The 17,105-nt window shown below is 62.8% G+C and carries 15 protein-coding genes and 1 pseudogene; 7 read left to right on the forward strand and 9 right to left on the reverse strand.

Annotated features, from left to right (window positions below; all coding sequences use genetic code 11):
• Positions 1-2: 2 nt before the first annotated feature.
• The 3 genes and pseudogenes from ACX5I4_RS16305 to ACX5I4_RS16315 form a co-directional block, all read left to right on the forward strand.
• Positions 3-500, forward strand: a pseudogene (locus ACX5I4_RS16305) (ABC transporter ATP-binding protein); the annotation flags it as partial.
• Between the two features lie 424 nt (positions 501-924).
• Positions 925-1,833, forward strand: coding sequence for an ABC transporter permease (locus ACX5I4_RS16310; RefSeq protein WP_461837551.1), 909 nt, complete (start codon positions 925-927; stop codon positions 1,831-1,833).
• Positions 1,834-1,876: 43 nt separating this feature from the next.
• Positions 1,877-2,854: a TauD/TfdA dioxygenase family protein gene (locus ACX5I4_RS16315; RefSeq protein ID WP_461837552.1), complete on the forward strand. Its 978-nt coding sequence runs from the start codon at positions 1,877-1,879 to the stop codon at positions 2,852-2,854.
• Between the two features lie 166 nt (positions 2,855-3,020).
• On the opposite strand, the gene ACX5I4_RS16320 is transcribed toward ACX5I4_RS16315, so the two are convergent.
• Both ACX5I4_RS16320 and ACX5I4_RS16325 read right to left on the reverse strand, forming a co-directional pair.
• The gene (locus ACX5I4_RS16320) at positions 3,021-3,986 is read right to left on the reverse strand and encodes an aldo/keto reductase (protein WP_461837553.1); all 966 of its coding nucleotides are present in this window, start codon (positions 3,984-3,986) and stop codon (positions 3,021-3,023) included.
• Between the two features lie 95 nt (positions 3,987-4,081).
• Positions 4,082-5,785 carry a glycoside hydrolase family 13 protein gene (locus ACX5I4_RS16325; protein ID WP_461837554.1) on the reverse strand — a complete coding sequence of 568 codons (1,704 nt, stop codon included), beginning with the start codon at positions 5,783-5,785 and terminating at the stop codon, positions 4,082-4,084.
• Between the two features lie 107 nt (positions 5,786-5,892).
• On the opposite strand from ACX5I4_RS16325, the gene ACX5I4_RS16330 reads away from it, so the two are divergent.
• A complete protein-coding gene (locus ACX5I4_RS16330) occupies positions 5,893-7,092 on the forward strand; it encodes an ROK family transcriptional regulator (RefSeq protein WP_461837555.1) in 1,200 nt (399 codons plus the stop codon).
• A 44-nt stretch (positions 7,093-7,136) separates the two neighbouring features.
• Here ACX5I4_RS16330 and ACX5I4_RS16335 read toward each other — a convergent pair whose 3' ends face one another.
• Both ACX5I4_RS16335 and ACX5I4_RS16340 read right to left on the reverse strand, forming a co-directional pair.
• Entirely contained in the window at positions 7,137-8,708 is a 1,572-nt protein-coding gene (locus tag ACX5I4_RS16335; protein WP_461837556.1) for a Na+/H+ antiporter, read from the reverse strand.
• A gap of 122 nt (positions 8,709-8,830) precedes the next feature.
• The gene (locus ACX5I4_RS16340; RefSeq protein ID WP_461837557.1) at positions 8,831-9,487 is read right to left on the reverse strand and encodes an NAD(P)-binding oxidoreductase; all 657 of its coding nucleotides are present in this window, start codon (positions 9,485-9,487) and stop codon (positions 8,831-8,833) included.
• Positions 9,488-9,994: 507 nt separating this feature from the next.
• On the opposite strand from ACX5I4_RS16340, the gene ACX5I4_RS16345 reads away from it, so the two are divergent.
• Complete coding sequence (locus tag ACX5I4_RS16345) at positions 9,995-10,930, forward strand: LysM peptidoglycan-binding domain-containing protein (protein ID WP_461837558.1); 936 nt, start codon at positions 9,995-9,997, stop codon at positions 10,928-10,930.
• 370 nt (positions 10,931-11,300) lie between these two features.
• Here the strand turns inward: ACX5I4_RS16345 and ACX5I4_RS16350 are convergent, their stop codons facing one another.
• Positions 11,301-11,687 (reverse strand): hypothetical protein, encoded by a 387-nt coding sequence (locus tag ACX5I4_RS16350; protein ID WP_461838754.1) that lies wholly within the window; start codon positions 11,685-11,687, stop codon positions 11,301-11,303.
• Positions 11,688-11,893: 206 nt separating this feature from the next.
• Complete coding sequence (locus tag ACX5I4_RS16355; RefSeq protein ID WP_461837559.1) at positions 11,894-13,111, reverse strand: sensor histidine kinase; 1,218 nt, start codon at positions 13,109-13,111, stop codon at positions 11,894-11,896.
• Between ACX5I4_RS16355 and ACX5I4_RS16360 the strand changes: the two genes are divergently transcribed.
• Both ACX5I4_RS16360 and ACX5I4_RS16365 read left to right on the forward strand, forming a co-directional pair.
• Positions 13,098-13,562 carry a hypothetical protein gene (locus ACX5I4_RS16360; protein WP_461837560.1) on the forward strand — a complete coding sequence of 155 codons (465 nt, stop codon included), beginning with the start codon at positions 13,098-13,100 and terminating at the stop codon, positions 13,560-13,562. The two genes, ACX5I4_RS16355 and ACX5I4_RS16360, sit on opposite strands and share 14 nt — an antisense overlap.
• A 303-nt stretch (positions 13,563-13,865) precedes the next feature.
• Entirely contained in the window at positions 13,866-14,684 is an 819-nt protein-coding gene (locus ACX5I4_RS16365) for a response regulator transcription factor (protein ID WP_461837561.1), read from the forward strand.
• Between the two features lie 10 nt (positions 14,685-14,694).
• On the opposite strand, the gene ACX5I4_RS16370 is transcribed toward ACX5I4_RS16365, so the two are convergent.
• The 3 genes from ACX5I4_RS16370 to ACX5I4_RS16380 all read right to left on the reverse strand — a co-directional run bounded on the left by ACX5I4_RS16370 (position 14,695) and on the right by ACX5I4_RS16380 (position 17,101).
• Entirely contained in the window at positions 14,695-15,150 is a 456-nt protein-coding gene (locus ACX5I4_RS16370) for an Hpt domain-containing protein (protein ID WP_461837562.1), read from the reverse strand.
• 125 nt (positions 15,151-15,275) lie between these two features.
• Positions 15,276-16,160 (reverse strand): type II secretion system F family protein, encoded by an 885-nt coding sequence (locus ACX5I4_RS16375; protein ID WP_461837563.1) that lies wholly within the window; start codon positions 16,158-16,160, stop codon positions 15,276-15,278.
• A gap of 8 nt (positions 16,161-16,168) precedes the next feature.
• A complete protein-coding gene (locus ACX5I4_RS16380) occupies positions 16,169-17,101 on the reverse strand; it encodes a type II secretion system F family protein (RefSeq protein WP_461837564.1) in 933 nt (310 codons plus the stop codon).
• Positions 17,102-17,105: the final 4 nt, after the last annotated feature.

Consider the following 17,105-nt stretch of genomic DNA (forward strand, 5'->3'; position numbering starts at 1 on the left):
CCATGACCGCCAAAATCAGCCTCCGCAATGTCACCAAGCAATTCACCGTCCGCCCCGGCAAGGGCGCCAAGGCCTCCACGGCTGGCACGTCCGGCGCGAAAGAGCCCACCACGCTGACCGCCCTTGACTCCTTGAGCCTCGACGTGCGCGACGGCGAGTTCCTCACCTTGGTGGGGCCCAGCGGTTCCGGCAAGACCACCTTGCTGGACCTCCTGGCTGGCCTGTCCACGCCCACCTCCGGCGAGGTATTGGTGGACGGCCGGCCAGTGACGGGACCCGGAAAGGACCGTGCCGTGGTTTTCCAGCAGTACGCGCTCTTCCCCTGGCGCACGGCGTCGGCCAACGTGTCGATCGGGCTCGAAGGCAGGGGCACCGACGGGCGCAAACTCAACCGCCGCGAACGCGCCGCCAAGGCAAGCGAATACCTCAAGCTGGTTGGCTTGGCCGGCTTCGAGGACCGTTTCCCGCATGAGCTTTCGGGCGGCATGAAACAGCGAGTGGCCATTGCCCGGAGCCTCGCCTACGAGCCCGATGTGCTCCTCATGGACGAACCCTTCGCCGCATTGGACGCCCAGACGCGTGAACAACTCCAGGACGAACTCCTGCGGATCTGGCGGGCGACGGGCAAGACGATCGTGTTCATCACGCACGGCATCGACGAGGCCGTGTACCTGGGGCAGCGCGTCGCCGTCTTGAGCGCGCGCCCGGGTCGCCTCAAGGAAATCGTGGACGTCGACATTCCGGACCGCGACGGCGAGGACGACATCCGTTCGCACCCCGCCTTCGTCGAACAACGGCACAAGGTCTGGACTTTGCTGCACGACGAAGTCCGCCTGGCCCAGGACGCCGGGCACCGCAAGATCCTGCCGGACGGCACGGCCCCGGATGAAGTCCCGGGGCAACTCTCGAAAGGAGCGCAGCCTGATGACCACAACACTCGCGCAACAGCCCGCAGCGAGCGCCGCGCCCAAGCCAGCTCCCGCCGTCGGGCCCTCCATTCCCGCGGAGGCGAAGCGTCGGAGCACGACGGCGACACTCGCCTTCGTGCGGACAGCAGCTGCCCGCGCCGGTTCCGGCGTGTGGAAGGCTGCGGGCATCCTTGCGTTCCTGGCCATCTGGGAACTCGGGCCGACCTATCTTGCAAGCCCGTCAACACGCGTCTTCCTGCCGCCCTTGCACGAGGTGCTGGCGGCGTGGGCCAAATTGTTCGAATCCGGCACCATCCAGGGGCATTTGGCCGCGAGCCTCACACGTTCAATATCCGGTTTCGGCGCGGCCCTCGTGGCTGGCGTGTCCCTCGGTTTGCTGATCGCCTGGTACGGACGGCTCAATTCGGTACTGAACCCGCTCCTGGAACTGTTCCGCAACACTGCCGCGCTTGCCCTGCTGCCTGTCTTCACGCTGCTGCTCGGCATCGGCGAAGAGTCCAAGATCAGCATCGTGGCCTACGCGGCGTTCTTTCCCGTCCTGCTAAACACGATCGCGGGCGTGAAGACTGTGGATCCGCTGCTCATCCGGGCCGCGAAGTCGCTCGGTCTCTCGAGCCTTTCGCTGTTCCGCAAGGTGATCCTGCCTTCCGCGGTACCCACCATTTTCACGGGAATCCGCATGGCCGGCACGGCGTCCATCCTGGTGTTGATCGCCGCGGAAATGGTGGGGGCGAAGGCCGGGCTCGGTTACCTGATCGTGAATGCCCAGAGCAGTTTCCTCATCCCGGACATGTACGCCGGCATCCTCACGGTGTCCCTCCTGGGCCTGGCCGTGAATTTCCTCCTCGTAGCCCTGGAACGGCACTTCTCCCGCTGGCGGACCGCCGTCGGGTCCGGGTCTTGACCGTCAACCCATCCATCTAGTCACCACAGAAAAGGAACAAAAAATGTCCGTCATTACCGAAACCAAGCTCGAATTCGCCAAACTCGGCTCCCGCATCGGCGCCGAAATCCGCGGCTTCGACCTCAGCGGCGATCTCTCCCCGGAAACCGTGGGGCAGATCCGGGCCGCCCTCAACGAGCACAAGGCCCTCGTTTTCCGGGAGGCCAACATCCCCAGCGACGAGGCCCAGGTGAAATTCGCCAGCCATTTCGGCCCGCTCACCACGGCGCATCCGACCGTGGCCTCGGTGGAGGGCGAAGAGAATGTACTGCCCGTGGACAGCGAAAACGGTTCCGCCAACAATTGGCATACCGATGTCACGTTCGTGGTCAACCCGCCGCAAGCCTCCACCCTGCGCAGCATCGATCTCCCCTCGTACGGAGGCGAGACCCTGATCGCGTCCTCGGCTGGAGCGTACGCGGACCTGCCGGACGAGCTCCGGAACTTCGCCGACACGCTCTGGGCGATCCACACCAACGACTACGACTACTCGGTGCCGAAGAACCTGGAACATGAGAATGCCGATGAGCGCCGCAAGGAATTCACCCGCATCAAGTTCGAAACCGCCCACCCCGTGGTGCGTGTCCACCCCCTGACCGGCGAGCGCGGATTGTTCATTGGGGGCTTCGCGCAGCGCCTTCGGATCGTGGGGCTGTCCAACACGGAGTCGAAGGACATCATCCGGTTGCTCCAGGCCTACGTCACCCGTCCGGAGAACGTGGTGCGCGTGAACTGGGAACCGAACCAGCTGGTGCTCTTCGACAACCGCATCACCCAGCACTACGCCCCGGACAACTACGACGGCCAGCCGCGCAAGCTCAACCGCGTGACCATTGCCGGCGACATCCCGGTGGGAGTGGACGGCAAACAGAGCCAATCGATCCAGGGTGACTCGTCAGCGTATTCCCCGACGGTTCCCTCGCCTCGCAAGCTCGGCCAGGGAACCCTACCGTCGGGGGCCCACGTCGTCGCGCCGCTGTAGTAGCACGCATGTGTTGTTGTAACTGCCGCAACCCCAACTAGTCCCCACCGCCACCCTCGCCTCGCAAGCTCGGCCAGGGAACCCTGGCGGTGGGGGCCCACGCATTTAATGTCGTTTTCAGGGCTCATAACGACATCTAATGCGAGCTAGTTGGGCTTAACGCGCTTTAGGGGAGCTTATTGCCCCGCGCAGCCACCCACAGGCCGTACCACTCGGTCCGGGTCATGGCCGCGGCAACGGCGGCAGCATCCACGCAGGCCGCGATCCGCGCGGGGTTGGAACTGCCCAACACCGGGGAAATACGCGCCGGATGCTTCATGAGCCACCCGAGCAGCACGGCCTCGAGGGTGACGCCCTTTGCTTCGGCGAGCTGGGCGACCAGAGCGGAAGTCGCGGTGTCGGCGGCAGTGGGGGCATCCGGCGTCGAGCCCGTGTACCGGCCCTGGGCGAGGGATCCATAGGCCTGCAGCTCAATCCCCTGGCTGACGCAGTGCTCCAAGGTGCCGTGCGGGAAACTGTAGCCGAGGGCGTCGTCGTGGTTGACCAGGACAGTGCTCTCGAGCCAGGCCCGCCGGTGCAGGCTCATCTCCAGCTGGTTGGCCACGATGGGCACCTCCAGCCGGTCTTGAAGGAAGGCGATCTGCGCCCCGGACATGTTGGACACGCCCAGTAGCCGCACCTTGCCTTCCGCCATGAGCTGCCCGACGGCGGACGCCACCTCTGCGGGTTCCATCAGCGGGTCGGGCCGGTGGAGCAGCAGCACGTCGACGTAGTCGGTCCTCAGCCGTTCCAGGCTTCCATTGACCCGTTCCAGGATGGCGTCCTTGCTCAGGTCGTAATGCCCTTCGACTCCGGGCTGGCCAAGCCGAATTCCGCACTTGGTCTGGAGCTGGATTCTTTCACGCAGCCCCGACGTCCGGGCCAGAACTTCCCCGAACACGGCCTCCGACTTGCCGCTGCGATAGATGTCGGCGTGGTCGAACAGGGTAACGCCGATACCCATGGCGGCTTCGATCGCGGCCGCGGCCTGCTCGACTTCGGCAGCACCGTATTCGCTGCCTTCCCATGGACCTCCGAGGCCCATGCAGCCGTAGATGAGCCGGCCGGACGCGATTTCACTCGTTGCAGTCATTTTCAAACTCTTTCACATGCAACTGACCCGCAGTTGTTGTCGTTTACAGCCTTCAAAACGACATTAACTGCGGGCCAGTTGGGTTGGGTCAGGGGTTAGACGAGCCAGGCCGTCGTATTTGCCGGGAGGTGGCCGCCGTCGAGCAGTGCGCTGCTCACGACGACGGTGCCTTCCGGAAGTGCCACGGGCTCGGTGCCGAAGTTCGTCACCGACTGCCAACCGTTGGGCCGCGCGAAGTGCAGCACCGACTCGTTGCCGGAGGGGATCCACTCGAGGTCCTCGGCCGCCCGCAGTTCCGAACGCAGTTCCAGGGCCTTGCGGTACAGCTCCAGCGTGGAGCCCGGAACGTTGTCCTGCTCCGCCACCGCGTAGCCCGCGAACCATTCAGGCTGCGGCAAGTGGGCATGTCCATCGCCGAAGCCGAACGACGAACCTTCGCTGGTCCATGGCAGCGGGACACGGCAACCGTCACGGCCAACGTCCACGCCCGGGTTACGGAAGAACGCCGGGTCCTGGCGCTCGCTGTCGACGATGTCGCCGACTTCCTGGAGGCCAAGTTCTTCGCCCTGGTACAGGTACGCGGAGCCCGGCAGGGCGAACATCAGCAGCGACGCGGCGCGGGCACGGCGCAAGCCGAGCTCGGCGTCGACGTCGGCGGCCGAACCGCCGTCGAGCAGCCATGCCTTGCCGTCCTGGCCCAAGCCGTCACGGCCGCCGCCCTTCGGCAAGCCGTAACGAGTGGCGTGCCGAACGACGTCGTGGTTGGAGAAGACCCACGTGGACGAAGCACCGGATGCCGCGGCCTCGGCGAGGTTCTTGGTGATGATCGTGCGGAACTGCTCGGCGTCGAAATCGGCCTGGAGGAGGTCGAAGTTGAAGGCCTGGCCCAGTCCTTCGGGGCTGGCGTAGCGGGCGCGGCGATCTGCGTGGACCCACGCTTCGGCGACGGCCGTCCGTGGCGGGTTGTACTCGTTGAAGACCTTGCGCCACTCGGCGTAGATCTCGTGCACCTCGTCGCGGTCCCAGAACGGGTGCGCGCCCAAAGCGTTTTCGCCCTCCTTGGGCAGCTCGGTCTTGGAGGGCAGAACCTCCGGCAGGTCCTTCGTGAGGGCATGGGCAACATCGATGCGGAAGCCGTCCACGCCACGGTCGGACCAGAAGCGCAGGGTCTTCAGGAAGTCTTCGCGGACCTCGGGGTTGTCCCAGTTGAAGTCCGGCTGCTCCTTGGTGAAGATGTGCATGTACCACTGCCCCGGGGTGCCGTCCGGCTCGGTGATGCGCTCCCAGGCCGGGCCACCGAAGATCGAGTCCCAGTCCGCCGGGGGCAGCTCGCCATTCTCGCCGAGGCCGTCGCGGAAGATGTAACGTTCACGGGCTGCGGAGCCCTTCGGGGAAGCCAGCGCTTCCTTGAACCATTCGTGCCGGTCCGAGGAGTGGTTCGGAACGATGTCCGCGATCAACTTGATGCCCGCGGCGTGCAGGGCGGCCGCCATCTCATCGAAGTCGGCCAGGGTGCCCAGCTTGGGGTCCACGTTGCGGTAGTCATCGACGTCGTAGCCACCGTCAGCCAGAGCCGAGGGGTAGAACGGGCTCAACCAGACGGCGTCGATCCCCAGTGCCGACAGGTACGGAACCTTGGCGGTAATGCCCTTGATATCGCCCAGGCCGTCGCCGTTCGCATCGGAAAAGCTGCGCGGGTAGATCTGGTAGACAGCCGCTTGGCGCCACCAGTTGGGATCGGCCATGCGCTCGGAGCGCTGGGAGTCGACGAGAGTTGCCAGGGTGGCGGTGGAGGACAAAGCGATTCCTGTTCTGTGTCGATGCGACTGTTCTAAAGCGTTTATTTAGAGTCTAAATTTAGTGCTTCAAGTATTATGTGACGCATACCTACAGGAGGTCAACAGGGATGCCCGAAATCGCGACTGCCACTCCGCAGATGCTGCGCCGGGTCAACGCGGCCAGCGTGCTCGCAGTCATCCGTTCCTCCAACGCAGTGACCGTCTCGGAGCTGATGGAAGCCACAGGACTGACCCGCGCCACCACCATTTCCGTGTGCGAAGACCTCATTGCCCGGGGCTGGATCCGCGAACTGGAAAACCAGCGCGACTTCGGCACGTACCAGAAGGGCCGCCCCGCCCGGCGCTTCGAACTCGACGAAAGCGCCGGCTGCGTCTTGGGAATCGACGTCGGCGTCCTCAAGACCACCGTGGTGGTGGCCGATCTGCGCGGCAACACCACGGGACGGGCCAGCAAGCCATTTGCCGGCAGGGAAATCGAAGCGCAGGAGCGGATCCGCGTGATCAGCCAAACCGCACTGCTGGCCCTCGAGGCTGCCGGAGTGGCACCGGACAAGGTCCTTGCGGTAACGGTCGGGCTTGCCGCCCCCGTGGGCCGCGACGGAAACATCCTCGTCAGCCAGCCGTTTTGGAGCCTGTTCGACGTCGGTCTGAAGAAGGCCCTGCACGATCTGCACGGATGGGCGGTAATGCTGGAGAATGATGCCAACTTGGCGGCATTGGGCGAGTGTTGGCGCGGCGCGGGCAGCGGCGTCCAGGACCTAGCCGTACTTCTGGCCGGTGAGCGTTTCGGGGCGGGCCTGGTGGAATCCGGCCGTTTGCTTCATGGCAGCCGCGGCGGGGCTGGCGAAATGGCCTACCTGGACATGGTGGACGGGGTCGGATCGCCCGACGGCCTCGCCGCGCTGGCCAGGCTGTGGGCGGCCGAAGCCCTGGCGGGAAAGGCGAAAACCACATTGCGGACCGCGGCTACCCGGGAGGTCTCTGCGCAACAGGTCTTCGCCGCCGCGGCCGAGGGCGACAAGGTGGCGCTGGGCATCCTGGACCGGCTATCGGACCGGCTGGCCCGGGTGGTCTCCACGGTGGCCATCATGCTCAACCCCGAGCTCGTGGTGGTTGGCGGCGCCGTGGCAGATTCGGCGTCGGTCCTTCTTGAGCCGACCGCCCGGAAGCTTGCCACATACACGGCCACTCCCCCGAGGCTCGCGGCCTCTCCATTGGGCGATGCGATCGTGGGCATCGGTGCGGTGCGCCACGCCTTGGACCACGTGGAAAAGAACTCCTTGGACCTGGAGTTGCGGCGCGCCTAGACGCTAGTCGGCTAGTCCGGCCGTTTTCCCGTCGGCACCGGAGGCTAGTCCGGCATCGCCATGGTGCGGAGGTCCAGCTGGCGCAGTACGCGGTCGGCCACCTCGGGATCCATTCCGGGTTCGCTCCGCGCGGCGACCACTTCCTGGCGTGCGGCGTCCAGGGCGATGGTCTGGACCGCGATGGCCAGTTCCCTGCCGCGTTGGCGCTTTTCGGCGTCGGACTCATTCTTCAGTGTCCCGTCCAGCAGCTCGGCGTGCAGGCGGGTCATCTTCTCCTTGACGAGGGCCACTTTGTCCGCCGGCAACTCCTTCATCAGATCGTGCTCCCTGAGCGCGGAGATGGCGGCAGTCTGGGCGCGCTTGGCCAAGAGGCGCGCGGCATCCTTTTCGTGCGAACCGTCCTCGGAAGCCTTGAGCACTCGCATGAGCCACGGAAGCGTGAGTCCAGGCAGGACCAAGGTGGCCAGCAGCACCGCGCACGCGATAACCAGGATCTCGTGGCGTGCCGGGAAATCGCTGCCGTCAGCGATGGTGAGCGGCAGCGCCAGCGCGAGGGCGAGCGTGGCGAGGCCTCGCATGCCGCACCACGTAAGGATCAGGACTTCCTTGGGTGACGTCGGTTGCAGCAGGTTCTTCCGTTTGCGGGCCGAGATTGCCAAAAGCCCGAGCCAAGCGAAGCGGACAACAAATACCAGCACGCACACCACCACCGCCGTGCCGATCATGCCGAAAATGGCCGTACCTTCGGCCTGGATGACATGCCGGATCTCCAGCCCCACCAGCCCGAAGGCCAAGCCTGTGGCCAAGAGTTCCACCACGTCCCAGAAGGCCGTTCGCGTGACGCGCTCGGCAGCGTCCTGGGACCGCGCGTGCCGCTGCGTCTCGAGCGCGGTGACGACGACGGCGATCACACCCGAGGCGTGCAGCTCTTCAGCCAGAATATAGGCGGCAAAGGGAATCACCAGTGTCACGGCGCTACGGGCCACCATGGAGGTGACGAGCTTGGTGATCAGCCTCGTCAACCAGCCCATGGCGATGCCGACAATGACGGCCAGGGCCGCGCCGATGATGAATTGGAGGACGACACCGGCTCCCATTTTTGTGCCGGAAACGGTCGCCGCCACTGCGGCCTGGAAGATCACGATAGCGGCGGCGTCATTGAACAAGCCCTCGCTCTGCAGCACGGTAATGAGCCGGCGCGGCATGTGGACGCGGCCGGCGACGGACTCAACAGCCACCGGGTCCGGAGGAGCCACCATGGCCCCCAACGCGATCGCCGCGGGAATGCCGATACCCGGAATCATGAGCCACGCGGCTCCGGCAACCACCGCCGTCGACACCACCACGAGCGCCACGGCCATAAGCAACAACGTCCGCCAGCGGACCCGGAATACGGCCCAGGAGCTCTTCTGGGCAGTCGCGAACAGCAAGGGCGGAAGGAAGATCGGCAAGATCAGTTCAGGTGAAAGCTCAAAGTCCGGGAAGCCCGGAATGAAGGTCATCGCCGCTGCCAGCAGAAGCATCAGCACGGGGTACGGGAGCCGCAAGCGATCCCCCAACCCCACGGCGAAGACCGTTGCAAGCAGCAATCCAACAATGAGAGCCAACTGGTCCATGTTCCCGTTTCCCCAGACATCGTAGAGGCAGCGCCCCGGCGCGCGCCGCGGACTAGCCCTACCAACATATCCCGGCAGGGTGCAGTCCCGGCCCGGGGCGGTCCCGGCCCGGCAGGACGCAGTTAGGACGCCGTGAGGGCGTCCACCACAGGCACGGAGCCATCCCTGAACTCAATGGTGCGGCGAACCGTTTCGGGCAGTTCCAGGACCGCGGCAGCCACCAAGGCAACATTGGCCCGGGAGGTCGATGTCCCGGTAACCGGGTCCGTGGGATCCACGTCGATGAGCGCCGACCCTGGAATGTTCGTCAGCCCTCCGGGACCGAGAATCGTCCAGTCGAGATCGGTTGCACGGAGGTATTCGTCCGCTGCGGCCTTGGCTTCCGCATAGGCGTAGAAGCTGTTGTCCTCGGGAACGCCGTGGTTGGGTCCGGCACCGAAGTAGGACACCATGACATACCGCCCCACGCCCGCCTGGGTCGCGGCATCCATGGAGCGGATGGCGGCATCCCTGTCCACGGCATAGGTGCGTTGCGGATTGCCTCCGCCAGCACCGGCGGACCACACCACAGCGTCGTGGCCGCCAAGCGCCGCGGCGATCTCCGCCGTCGTCGAATTCTCGACGTCGAGGATTACCGCGGCAGCACCGGTCACCGTGACTTCCGGCGCGTGTTCCGGATTGCGGATGAACGATGTGACCGCATGACCTTCGTTGTTCAAGATGCGGGACAGTTGCAAGGCCACCTTGCCATGGCCGCCAATAATTGCGATTCGACTCATGGACCTATTCTGTCGCAGTGGTCAAGCCCTGCCCCGCGATGGTGGATAAACTCCGCGGAGGCTACCGGATCCTCATTTGCGACTGCATTTGATTTCCGGGCGAATTCCCTAGGAATAACTACGCCTACGCCGGATCCGGTCACCCTCCGTTCCGCAGCAGCTCAGACCACCAAGCAAGTGGGAAAGCGGCCACCCCACACTCGCACTCACTAGGTGGGAGACCCCGATACGAGTGTTCGGCGGGGTACGGGAAATAAAAGCGAGTGGCACCCACTCGTGTGGAGTGAAATTCCCATTTCTACACTCAAATCACCTGCAGCAGGAAATGGAATACCTCTTTCATAAATCTCATTGATGGATTTATCCGAATGGGCGGATTGAGGATTCCTCCGTGCTGCGCATTTAAGCAAAAGGGTCTCAACAAGCGCCATCCCCTGCGCCTGCGTATCACTTCCCGGGCCGGCCAACCGGCTGGCCCCCAGAAACGATCAATTACGGGGATTTGAGATGTATCAACAGGACTACAGGCACAGCGGGATCGGAGGCAACGCCTTCGCCCTGGTATCCGCCGGAGCAAGAACAATCGCCAGGTACAAGGCATCAATAGCCACGTGGGCAATCGTGGCAGTGGTCGTACTGGCGGCCATCGTGACGCAAAACTACGCGCAGGTACTGACACCAGCAGGCACGAGCGCCACCGTTGCCCCGGGCATCGGCTCAGGAGCCGTGATTGCCGCCCCTTCACCGGCCGCAGCCAATCCGACGCCGACAGGAAGGCCCACTCCGGCCACCACGCCGGCTCCGGTACAGGCAAAGGTGCCGGCCGCCGTCGCAGCGCCGGCTCCGGTTCCCGCGCCTGCCGCGGTGGCAGCACCACCGGCTCCTGCGCCTGACACAAACTCGTACACAGTCGCCAGCGGGGACACCGTAGGCTCGATAGCCGCCAGGTTCGGGGTCGACGTCAACGCGATGCTCGCGGCCAACGGACTCGGCGCGTATTCGATCATCGTGCCGGGCGAGGTCTTGAAGCTGACTGGACCGCCGGTTGCCGTTGTGGCCCCCGCTGCGCCTGCCCCTGCAGGCGCACCCGCTCCAGCCCCTGCCCCTGCGCCGGCAGTGCGGACCATCTACGTTGCAGGTTCAGGCGGGCAGGCCGCCGTGGACAGCTGCATTGGCCCCATCCATTTCACCCCGACGGACGCTTACTCGCTGTTCATCACCGAACATGATTTCTGTGGAGGGTGGGCACGCTTCTCGGGCATCGGCGTCGGCGAGACGGTGAGCATCCCCGGTTACGGAACGTACACAGTGACGGCACGCGGCCAAGTGCCCCAGGGCGGGACAACCAACAACGTCGCCGCCGTGTTCGGCGGATTTCCGCGGGCGATACTGCAGACCTGCATCCCGGGCACCAACCAGATGCTGGTGATCGCACTCAACTAGCGACGCGCCTGGGTTGGACTGTTAGCGTGGCCATCCTGACCTTTGGGCCGTCGGGACCCACAACGGTAAGCGGAGCACGGGACGCTTCTCCCTCGGGGAGAAGCGTCCTTGCTCATGCCAGGGCCCTCGCCGGCGTCGGATTCTGCTGGATCATTCTCCTGGCCGAAGGGGGTTGTCCCGCGAATTCAAGGCCCACGAAGATTGCCGCACCGAATGATCGAGCAGAATCCGACGCGGAAACCCAGACAGAAGCAGACCAGAGGTTCAAAGCCTCTGGTCTGCTTCTGTAGAGATGGTCGGCGTTCTTACGCGCGAGGTCATTCGTGCGAGTTACGAGTTCATTCGTACAAGTTCATTCGTACGAGGGGGCTCAGCCCATCGCCGGGGCCAAGACCGGTCGCGGCGCCAGTTGTTTCCGCGCCCAGCGGGCCAGCTTCTTGCCCTTGCCTTTCCACCAGTTGTCCTCGTCCTTGTCGTTGTGCCAGCGGAAAATGATCATCACCATCACGAAGACGCCCATGACCAAGTCCGTCCAGGACCAGAAAATAGCATCAACCAGGACGCTGACCCCCATGACAAGGATTGACGGCACTGCCAAGGTCCTGAAAACGGAACTGGCCACATAACGGCGGTGCGACCGGGGCACGGACATGGCGCGGACCATGTCAAAACACAGGCACACCACCACCATTGCCTGGCCGAGGGACAAGAGGAGCAGCCCGGGCAAGGACCCCGCGAACAGGGCCGCGGACTCCATTCCCGCGCTCAACGGACAACCTCATTCAGCGTGAGACGCGGAATGGGCACAACAAAATTGCAGGAAACACACATACGGATAACCCCCAGAGACCAGGAACTGCGCTTGAGACCAACCTGTGTCCCATTCAATCGGCTAGCCCTGGGGTCAGTCACGAGTAGTGGGTACTCTATTCTGCTTACTCGGATTACTCGCAGGGCCACGCGTTACTCGGTGCCAGACCTCCCCGAGCCACGCGTGATGTAGGGGGAAATTCCCGGTGAAGACTGCTCAACGGGCAGCGCCAAGGCGAAGGTACTCCCTCTTCCGGGCTTGCTGTCGCAGGTGATGCTACCTCCATGGCGTTCCACGATGGACTTGGTGATGGACAGGCCAAGTCCCACGCCTGGAATCCCTGCCTGACGGGCGGCATTTGTTCGGAAGAACCGGGTGAAGATCCTGGTTGTTTCGTCCGGGGTCATGCCCATGCCCGTATCCTTCACCTCAACCTGGACCCAGCCGTCGTTCCGGGCCGCCCTGACGCTTACTGTCCCGCCATCCGGTGAATATTTGATGGCATTGGACACCAAATTATCCAAGGCCTGTCCCAGCCTCAACGGATCAGCGTCTGCCCAGAGGGGCGCCGGCACGTCGGCAACGAGGCCAACGCTGGCGGCATCGGCCTGCGCCCTGGCAGAAACCAGGCTATTTTCTATCAGCCCCGCCAGATCCGTGCGCCGCAGATGCACGCTTTCCACGGCGACGGCCGACAAAAGGAGGTCCTCAACCAAGGCACGGAGACGCTCGGCATTGCGCGCCGCGACTTCCAAGCCGCGCCGAGTTTCTGGCTGGAGCTTTTGGTCGCCGCCGAGCACGAGGTCGAGGTTGCCCAAGATCGATGTGAGCGGCGAGCCGAATTCGTGCGATACGTTGGCTACTAGTTCGTCCTTGGCCGCCAGGGCGCCGACAACGTCGGTCACGTCCCTGAAGACGATGACCGCCCCGCCGAACTCGTCGTCAGTGTCATTTTTCATGCCACGTGCGGCGGTAGAGATGGCCCGCTGTTCGGTGCCGGCGCCGAACCAGACGAGGTAATCGGCAAATGTTTCCCCTTGAATCGCCCTTCGAATGGGGGCCTTTTCAGGTGGAAGCGGGGTCCGCCGGTCCTGGCCGAAAACCAATCGGTCCTGTTCTCCGAGCTCCGGCGGGCCTTCAGAGGGCATTGCCATCTGAAGGAAAGCCCTCTGCTGGTTATTGATGAGAAGGGTTTCACCCTTCGAATCGACGGCGACAATTCCGACGTCGATCGTGTCGAGGATTGTCTTGAGCAGCGTCTCCCGTTCCCGGCTCGCGGCAAGCAATTGCCGCAGGGCCTGATCCCGGTGTTTCACCCGCCGCTGCTGGAGACGGGCACTGGACCCTGCCAGGCGAATGGAGACTGCCATCGCGAACATCATGAGGGGCAAAAGCACCACTGAGGAAATGTCTGACCCAGTGGGATGGGGCAAGTGGGAAATAACTGGCGGAAGCGCAATGAAGAAAGGGCCAACAAAGCTGAGGATCAAGCTTGTCTTGGAAAGGACGCCCGAGGCAGATAACCAGATCACGGGAAAGATGGCCAACGTGATGAGGCCTGGTACCGCGGTGAAGGCGCCGTTTCGCGTGAAGAAAAGGGCAACCAGATCCAAAATGGGGATTGCCACGCTTGCGCTCGGCGCCAAGCGCTCCCACGGGACCAGCAGGCAGCTGAGGAAAAGGATCCCATGGAGGAGGACGCCGGTCACGAACAACCAGTTCTGGATTAAGCCTGGCCAAAGAGTAGGGGCGGCGATCACCAGGCCCGCGACGATGAGCGTCAGCGGCAATTCACAGATCGCCAACCGGGCCCTGGGCTGAAGTTTTCTGAAGAAACGCGCGGCCGTGCGAAAAAAAGGCTGCTCACTCAAGTCGAGACCCTTCGTTGGAGATTCGCGAACCAATTACTGCTCCGAACGATTCCTGTAACAACCGCACGGAGTCAACTATCCCCCCAAGATCACCAAATACAACAGCCCCGCACGATCGACATGAAAGTTCGGAGCAGCGCATAATCCACATATTAGATGCCAGATGCCCTCAATGCTTGTATCGTTGGTATTTGGGTGAAACTTCCCGCATTGCGCTGGGCTGTGCGGCGGTGTTCACCGACTCGAGGGTGTCATGAGCGAACCTGGGGTAGCCGTAGTCATTGAGGATGACGAAGATGTGCGAAATTTGGTTGACGCCATCCTCAAAGAAGCCGGATTTGTGGTGCACTCTGCCGCCACCGGACGTGAAGGCGTGGAAGTCGTACGCCATCAACACGCGGTGGTGGTAACACTGGATGTTGGACTTCCCGATATGGATGGCCACGAGGTCCTGCGGCGAATTCGGCAATTCAGCGACGCATACGTCGTGATGCTGACGGCCAGGCGCGACGAGCCGGACACGTTGACGGCATTCCTGACGGGGGCGGACGACTATCTCAAGAAACCGTTCTTGCCCCGTGAATTGAGGGCCAGGGTCACCGCCATGATGCGCAGGCCACGCACGGAGGACAGGTTTATTTTGCCCGGCGAGGATCGCATCGGTCTTCCCACCGGCGGTGCCTTGATCGAAGGCGATTCGGCCCGCTCAGAAAGGTCTGACCAAGACAGCTCTGACCACGCGGTGATCAGGCACAATGGCTTGGCCTTGAACCACAAATCACGCACGGTTGCGCTTGACGGTTCCGCCTTGACGTTGACGAGGAGCGAATTCGATCTGCTCTTCGATTTGCTTCGTGCCAAAGGGGAGGTGCGGACGCGTTCCGACCTTGTTCGGGCAGCACGTGGCGACTACTACGACGACAATGCGTATATCAGCGAAGCCGACGAGCGGGCTGTTGAGACCCACATCGGCAATCTTCGCCGAAAGCTTCGTGAAGATCCACAATCGCCGCGCTTCCTGGAGACTGTCCGAGGCGTCGGCTACCGGCTCGCCCCGAAAAGAACGGATTAGATTGTCGACGTCAATCGTTCCGGAGCACGTAACTGTCCTTTAACTCGTGGACCGTAGCACGCCCGCATTCAGCAATGGCATTGAGCAGCGGCTGGGTGTCACGCAAATCGCCATTTCGTATGTGTTCTTCCAAGCGTGCTGCAAGCAGCGCAAGGCGAACACCGCCCACCATCGTAGAAGAAGTCCGCAGGCTGAGAATGGCGTCCAAGGACGCGGCCGCGTCACAGCGTTCGACGGCGGCTGCGAGGATTTCGTACCGCCTCTCCCAGAGTTTTGCGAAGTCGCCGGCAAAGGTTCGCGCAATCAGGGGATTGTCCATTTGATCTTCCAGGAGCTGGAATTCTGCGAGGTCCAGTATCGGATGCTCGGCGAGCCGGTCCGTGGGCAGCCGGTTGGAATCGCCGGCCGAACCCGCATGGCTGGGGTCGGATTCCTCGTTGACCTCGCTAGAACCTGAACTGGACATAGCTTAATGCTACTTTCTGAATTCCGGAAAAATCCGAACTTATGCTTATCTTAAGGAAATCTTAGGCCTTTCTTGATTTGACGCTTTTTGGCCGGGGTCTTAATATCGCAAACGAATTATTGTGATCAGCCGCCACTGAAGGCCGCTATGGTGTTGATGACAGCCGGACCCAGAATGGCGATGAACAGCACAGGGAAGATGAAGAGCAGAAGAGGGAAGAGAATCATCACCGGAAGCTTCATCGCCTTCTCTTCGGCACGCTGGCGGCGCTTCACCCTCATAACTTTCGCTTGGACCCTCAAGACCCGGCTAATGGCAATTCCGTAGGTATCCGCCTGGATCACGGCCTGCACAAAGCTTCGGAGTTCAGGAACGTTAGTACGTTCTGCCAGTGCCAGATAGGACTCGCGGCGGCTCCGACCAACCTGCATGTCCTGGAGGGTCCGCACCAATTCCTCAGCCAACGGTCCCTTCCCGTTTTCCCCGGCTCGGGCCATTGCTCCTTCAAACCCGAGGCCGGCTTCGACCGATATCAGCATTTGATCCATGGTATTTGCGAGTTCCAATTGCATGGCTTTTTGACGCTCCTGTCCTTTGCTGTACAGCATCAGGTCAGGGATGAAGTAGCCAAGCAATACGACAAATATCCCCACGAGCTTGATGATCCCGCTCGAGCTGTTGGTGCTGATGAACAAACCAAAAAGTGCGCCGCACAATCCGAGTGCGGGTTTGGCTGCGAGAACGCGTCCCAAAGGGAGCGACGGCGGGCGGCCGGCCAAAGCGAGCAGCCGATCCAGCTTCTGGACGTAGCTTCCGGGAGTGAGGCGGTAGCCGATGAGCTCAAGTACACCGCCCTGCTTCGACTGACCGGCCTCAACAAGGCTTTCACCTCGCGTCAAGAGCTCCCGGACCGCGCGTTGGGCTTTTCGGTCCACCGACAGGATTGACCAGGAGAGGTAGGCAATAGGCAGGGGCACTAGCAGCAACGGCAGGAGAAGAAGGGGATTCATGCGTCACCTCAGAACTTCAAGTCGATGATTTTGCGCATCCAGAGCCCGCCTATGGTCATGAGGATGGCTGACGCCGCGATCATTCCCCAACCGAGCGGATGGGTGAACATCACGTCCATGTAGCCAGGGTTGACCACCATGAGCATGATCACGATGCCGAAGGGAAGCGCCATCAGGATGTATCCCGAAAACTTTCCCTCCGCTGCCAGGGATTTGATGTGTCCCTTGATCTCACTGCGTTCGCGTATGGTCTCGTTGACTTGGTCCAGGACCTCGGCAAGGTTTCCGCCGACCTCTCGGTTGATTTGGATGGCTTGCGCAATCCAGACAAAGTCCTCGCTCCGCATTCGCTCCGCTGCATCCTCAAGCGAGGCCTGCAGATCGCGGCCAAGACTTGTCTCTGTGATGATCCGGCGCATTTCCTCGGCCGTAGGGCTGGCCGATTCTGCGGCCGCGGCGTCGATGGCACGAAGTATGCTGTGGCCGGCCCGCAATCCTCCGGACAGTAGTTGAAGGGTGTCACCGAGCTGAGCGTCGAACTTGGCGCGCCTCTTACCGGCTAGGAACCTGGTGACGAGCCGTGCCACCAGGGGTGCCGGGATGAAGAATAGAACGGCCACCAAGGGTCCGCCGATGACGAGCCCAATCAAGGCACCGACGAACGCACCGGCAATCACGAGTATGAAGAAATCCGCTTGGCTCACGCGCAGCCCGGCGTTTTCAAGTTCTTCACGATTGAAGAGGCGGACGTTGCGCCGCGCCAGGAAGCCATGAACGACGCCGGCAGCCGAACCTGCGAAGCGCGTCAGTTGGGAACCCGAGCCGAATTGGTAGGGACGTCTCCGATCCAGTGGCACCTCGGGAGTTTTCGGCAGGATCACGGCCACCCCGAAGAGCAGGATGGCTGAGAGCATCAAGGCCATTCCGATCATGAGACCCATGGTT

Source organism: Arthrobacter sp. MMS24-S77, assembly GCF_054888235.1.

Excerpts from the sequence above, each read along its gene's own strand:
- ACX5I4_RS16310 (WP_461837551.1), top strand. The coding sequence starts at position 925 with ATGACCACAACACTCGCGCAACAGCCCGCAGCGAGCGCCGCGCCCAAG.
- ACX5I4_RS16315 (WP_461837552.1), top strand. The coding sequence starts at position 1,877 with ATGTCCGTCATTACCGAAACCAAGCTCGAATTCGCCAAACTCGGCTCC.
- ACX5I4_RS16320 (WP_461837553.1), bottom strand. The coding sequence starts at position 3,986 with ATGACTGCAACGAGTGAAATCGCGTCCGGCCGGCTCATCTACGGCTGC.
- ACX5I4_RS16330 (WP_461837555.1), top strand. The coding sequence starts at position 5,893 with ATGCCCGAAATCGCGACTGCCACTCCGCAGATGCTGCGCCGGGTCAAC.
- ACX5I4_RS16335 (WP_461837556.1), bottom strand. The coding sequence starts at position 8,708 with ATGGACCAGTTGGCTCTCATTGTTGGATTGCTGCTTGCAACGGTCTTC.
- ACX5I4_RS16340 (WP_461837557.1), bottom strand. The coding sequence starts at position 9,487 with ATGAGTCGAATCGCAATTATTGGCGGCCATGGCAAGGTGGCCTTGCAA.
- ACX5I4_RS16345 (WP_461837558.1), top strand. The coding sequence starts at position 9,995 with ATGTATCAACAGGACTACAGGCACAGCGGGATCGGAGGCAACGCCTTC.
- ACX5I4_RS16350 (WP_461838754.1), bottom strand. The coding sequence starts at position 11,687 with ATGGAGTCCGCGGCCCTGTTCGCGGGGTCCTTGCCCGGGCTGCTCCTC.
- ACX5I4_RS16360 (WP_461837560.1), top strand. The coding sequence starts at position 13,098 with ATGGAGACTGCCATCGCGAACATCATGAGGGGCAAAAGCACCACTGAG.
- ACX5I4_RS16355 (WP_461837559.1), bottom strand. The coding sequence starts at position 13,111 with ATGGCAGTCTCCATTCGCCTGGCAGGGTCCAGTGCCCGTCTCCAGCAG.
- ACX5I4_RS16365 (WP_461837561.1), top strand. The coding sequence starts at position 13,866 with ATGAGCGAACCTGGGGTAGCCGTAGTCATTGAGGATGACGAAGATGTG.
- ACX5I4_RS16370 (WP_461837562.1), bottom strand. The coding sequence starts at position 15,150 with ATGTCCAGTTCAGGTTCTAGCGAGGTCAACGAGGAATCCGACCCCAGC.
- ACX5I4_RS16375 (WP_461837563.1), bottom strand. The coding sequence starts at position 16,160 with ATGAATCCCCTTCTTCTCCTGCCGTTGCTGCTAGTGCCCCTGCCTATT.
- ACX5I4_RS16380 (WP_461837564.1), bottom strand. The coding sequence starts at position 17,101 with ATGGGTCTCATGATCGGAATGGCCTTGATGCTCTCAGCCATCCTGCTC.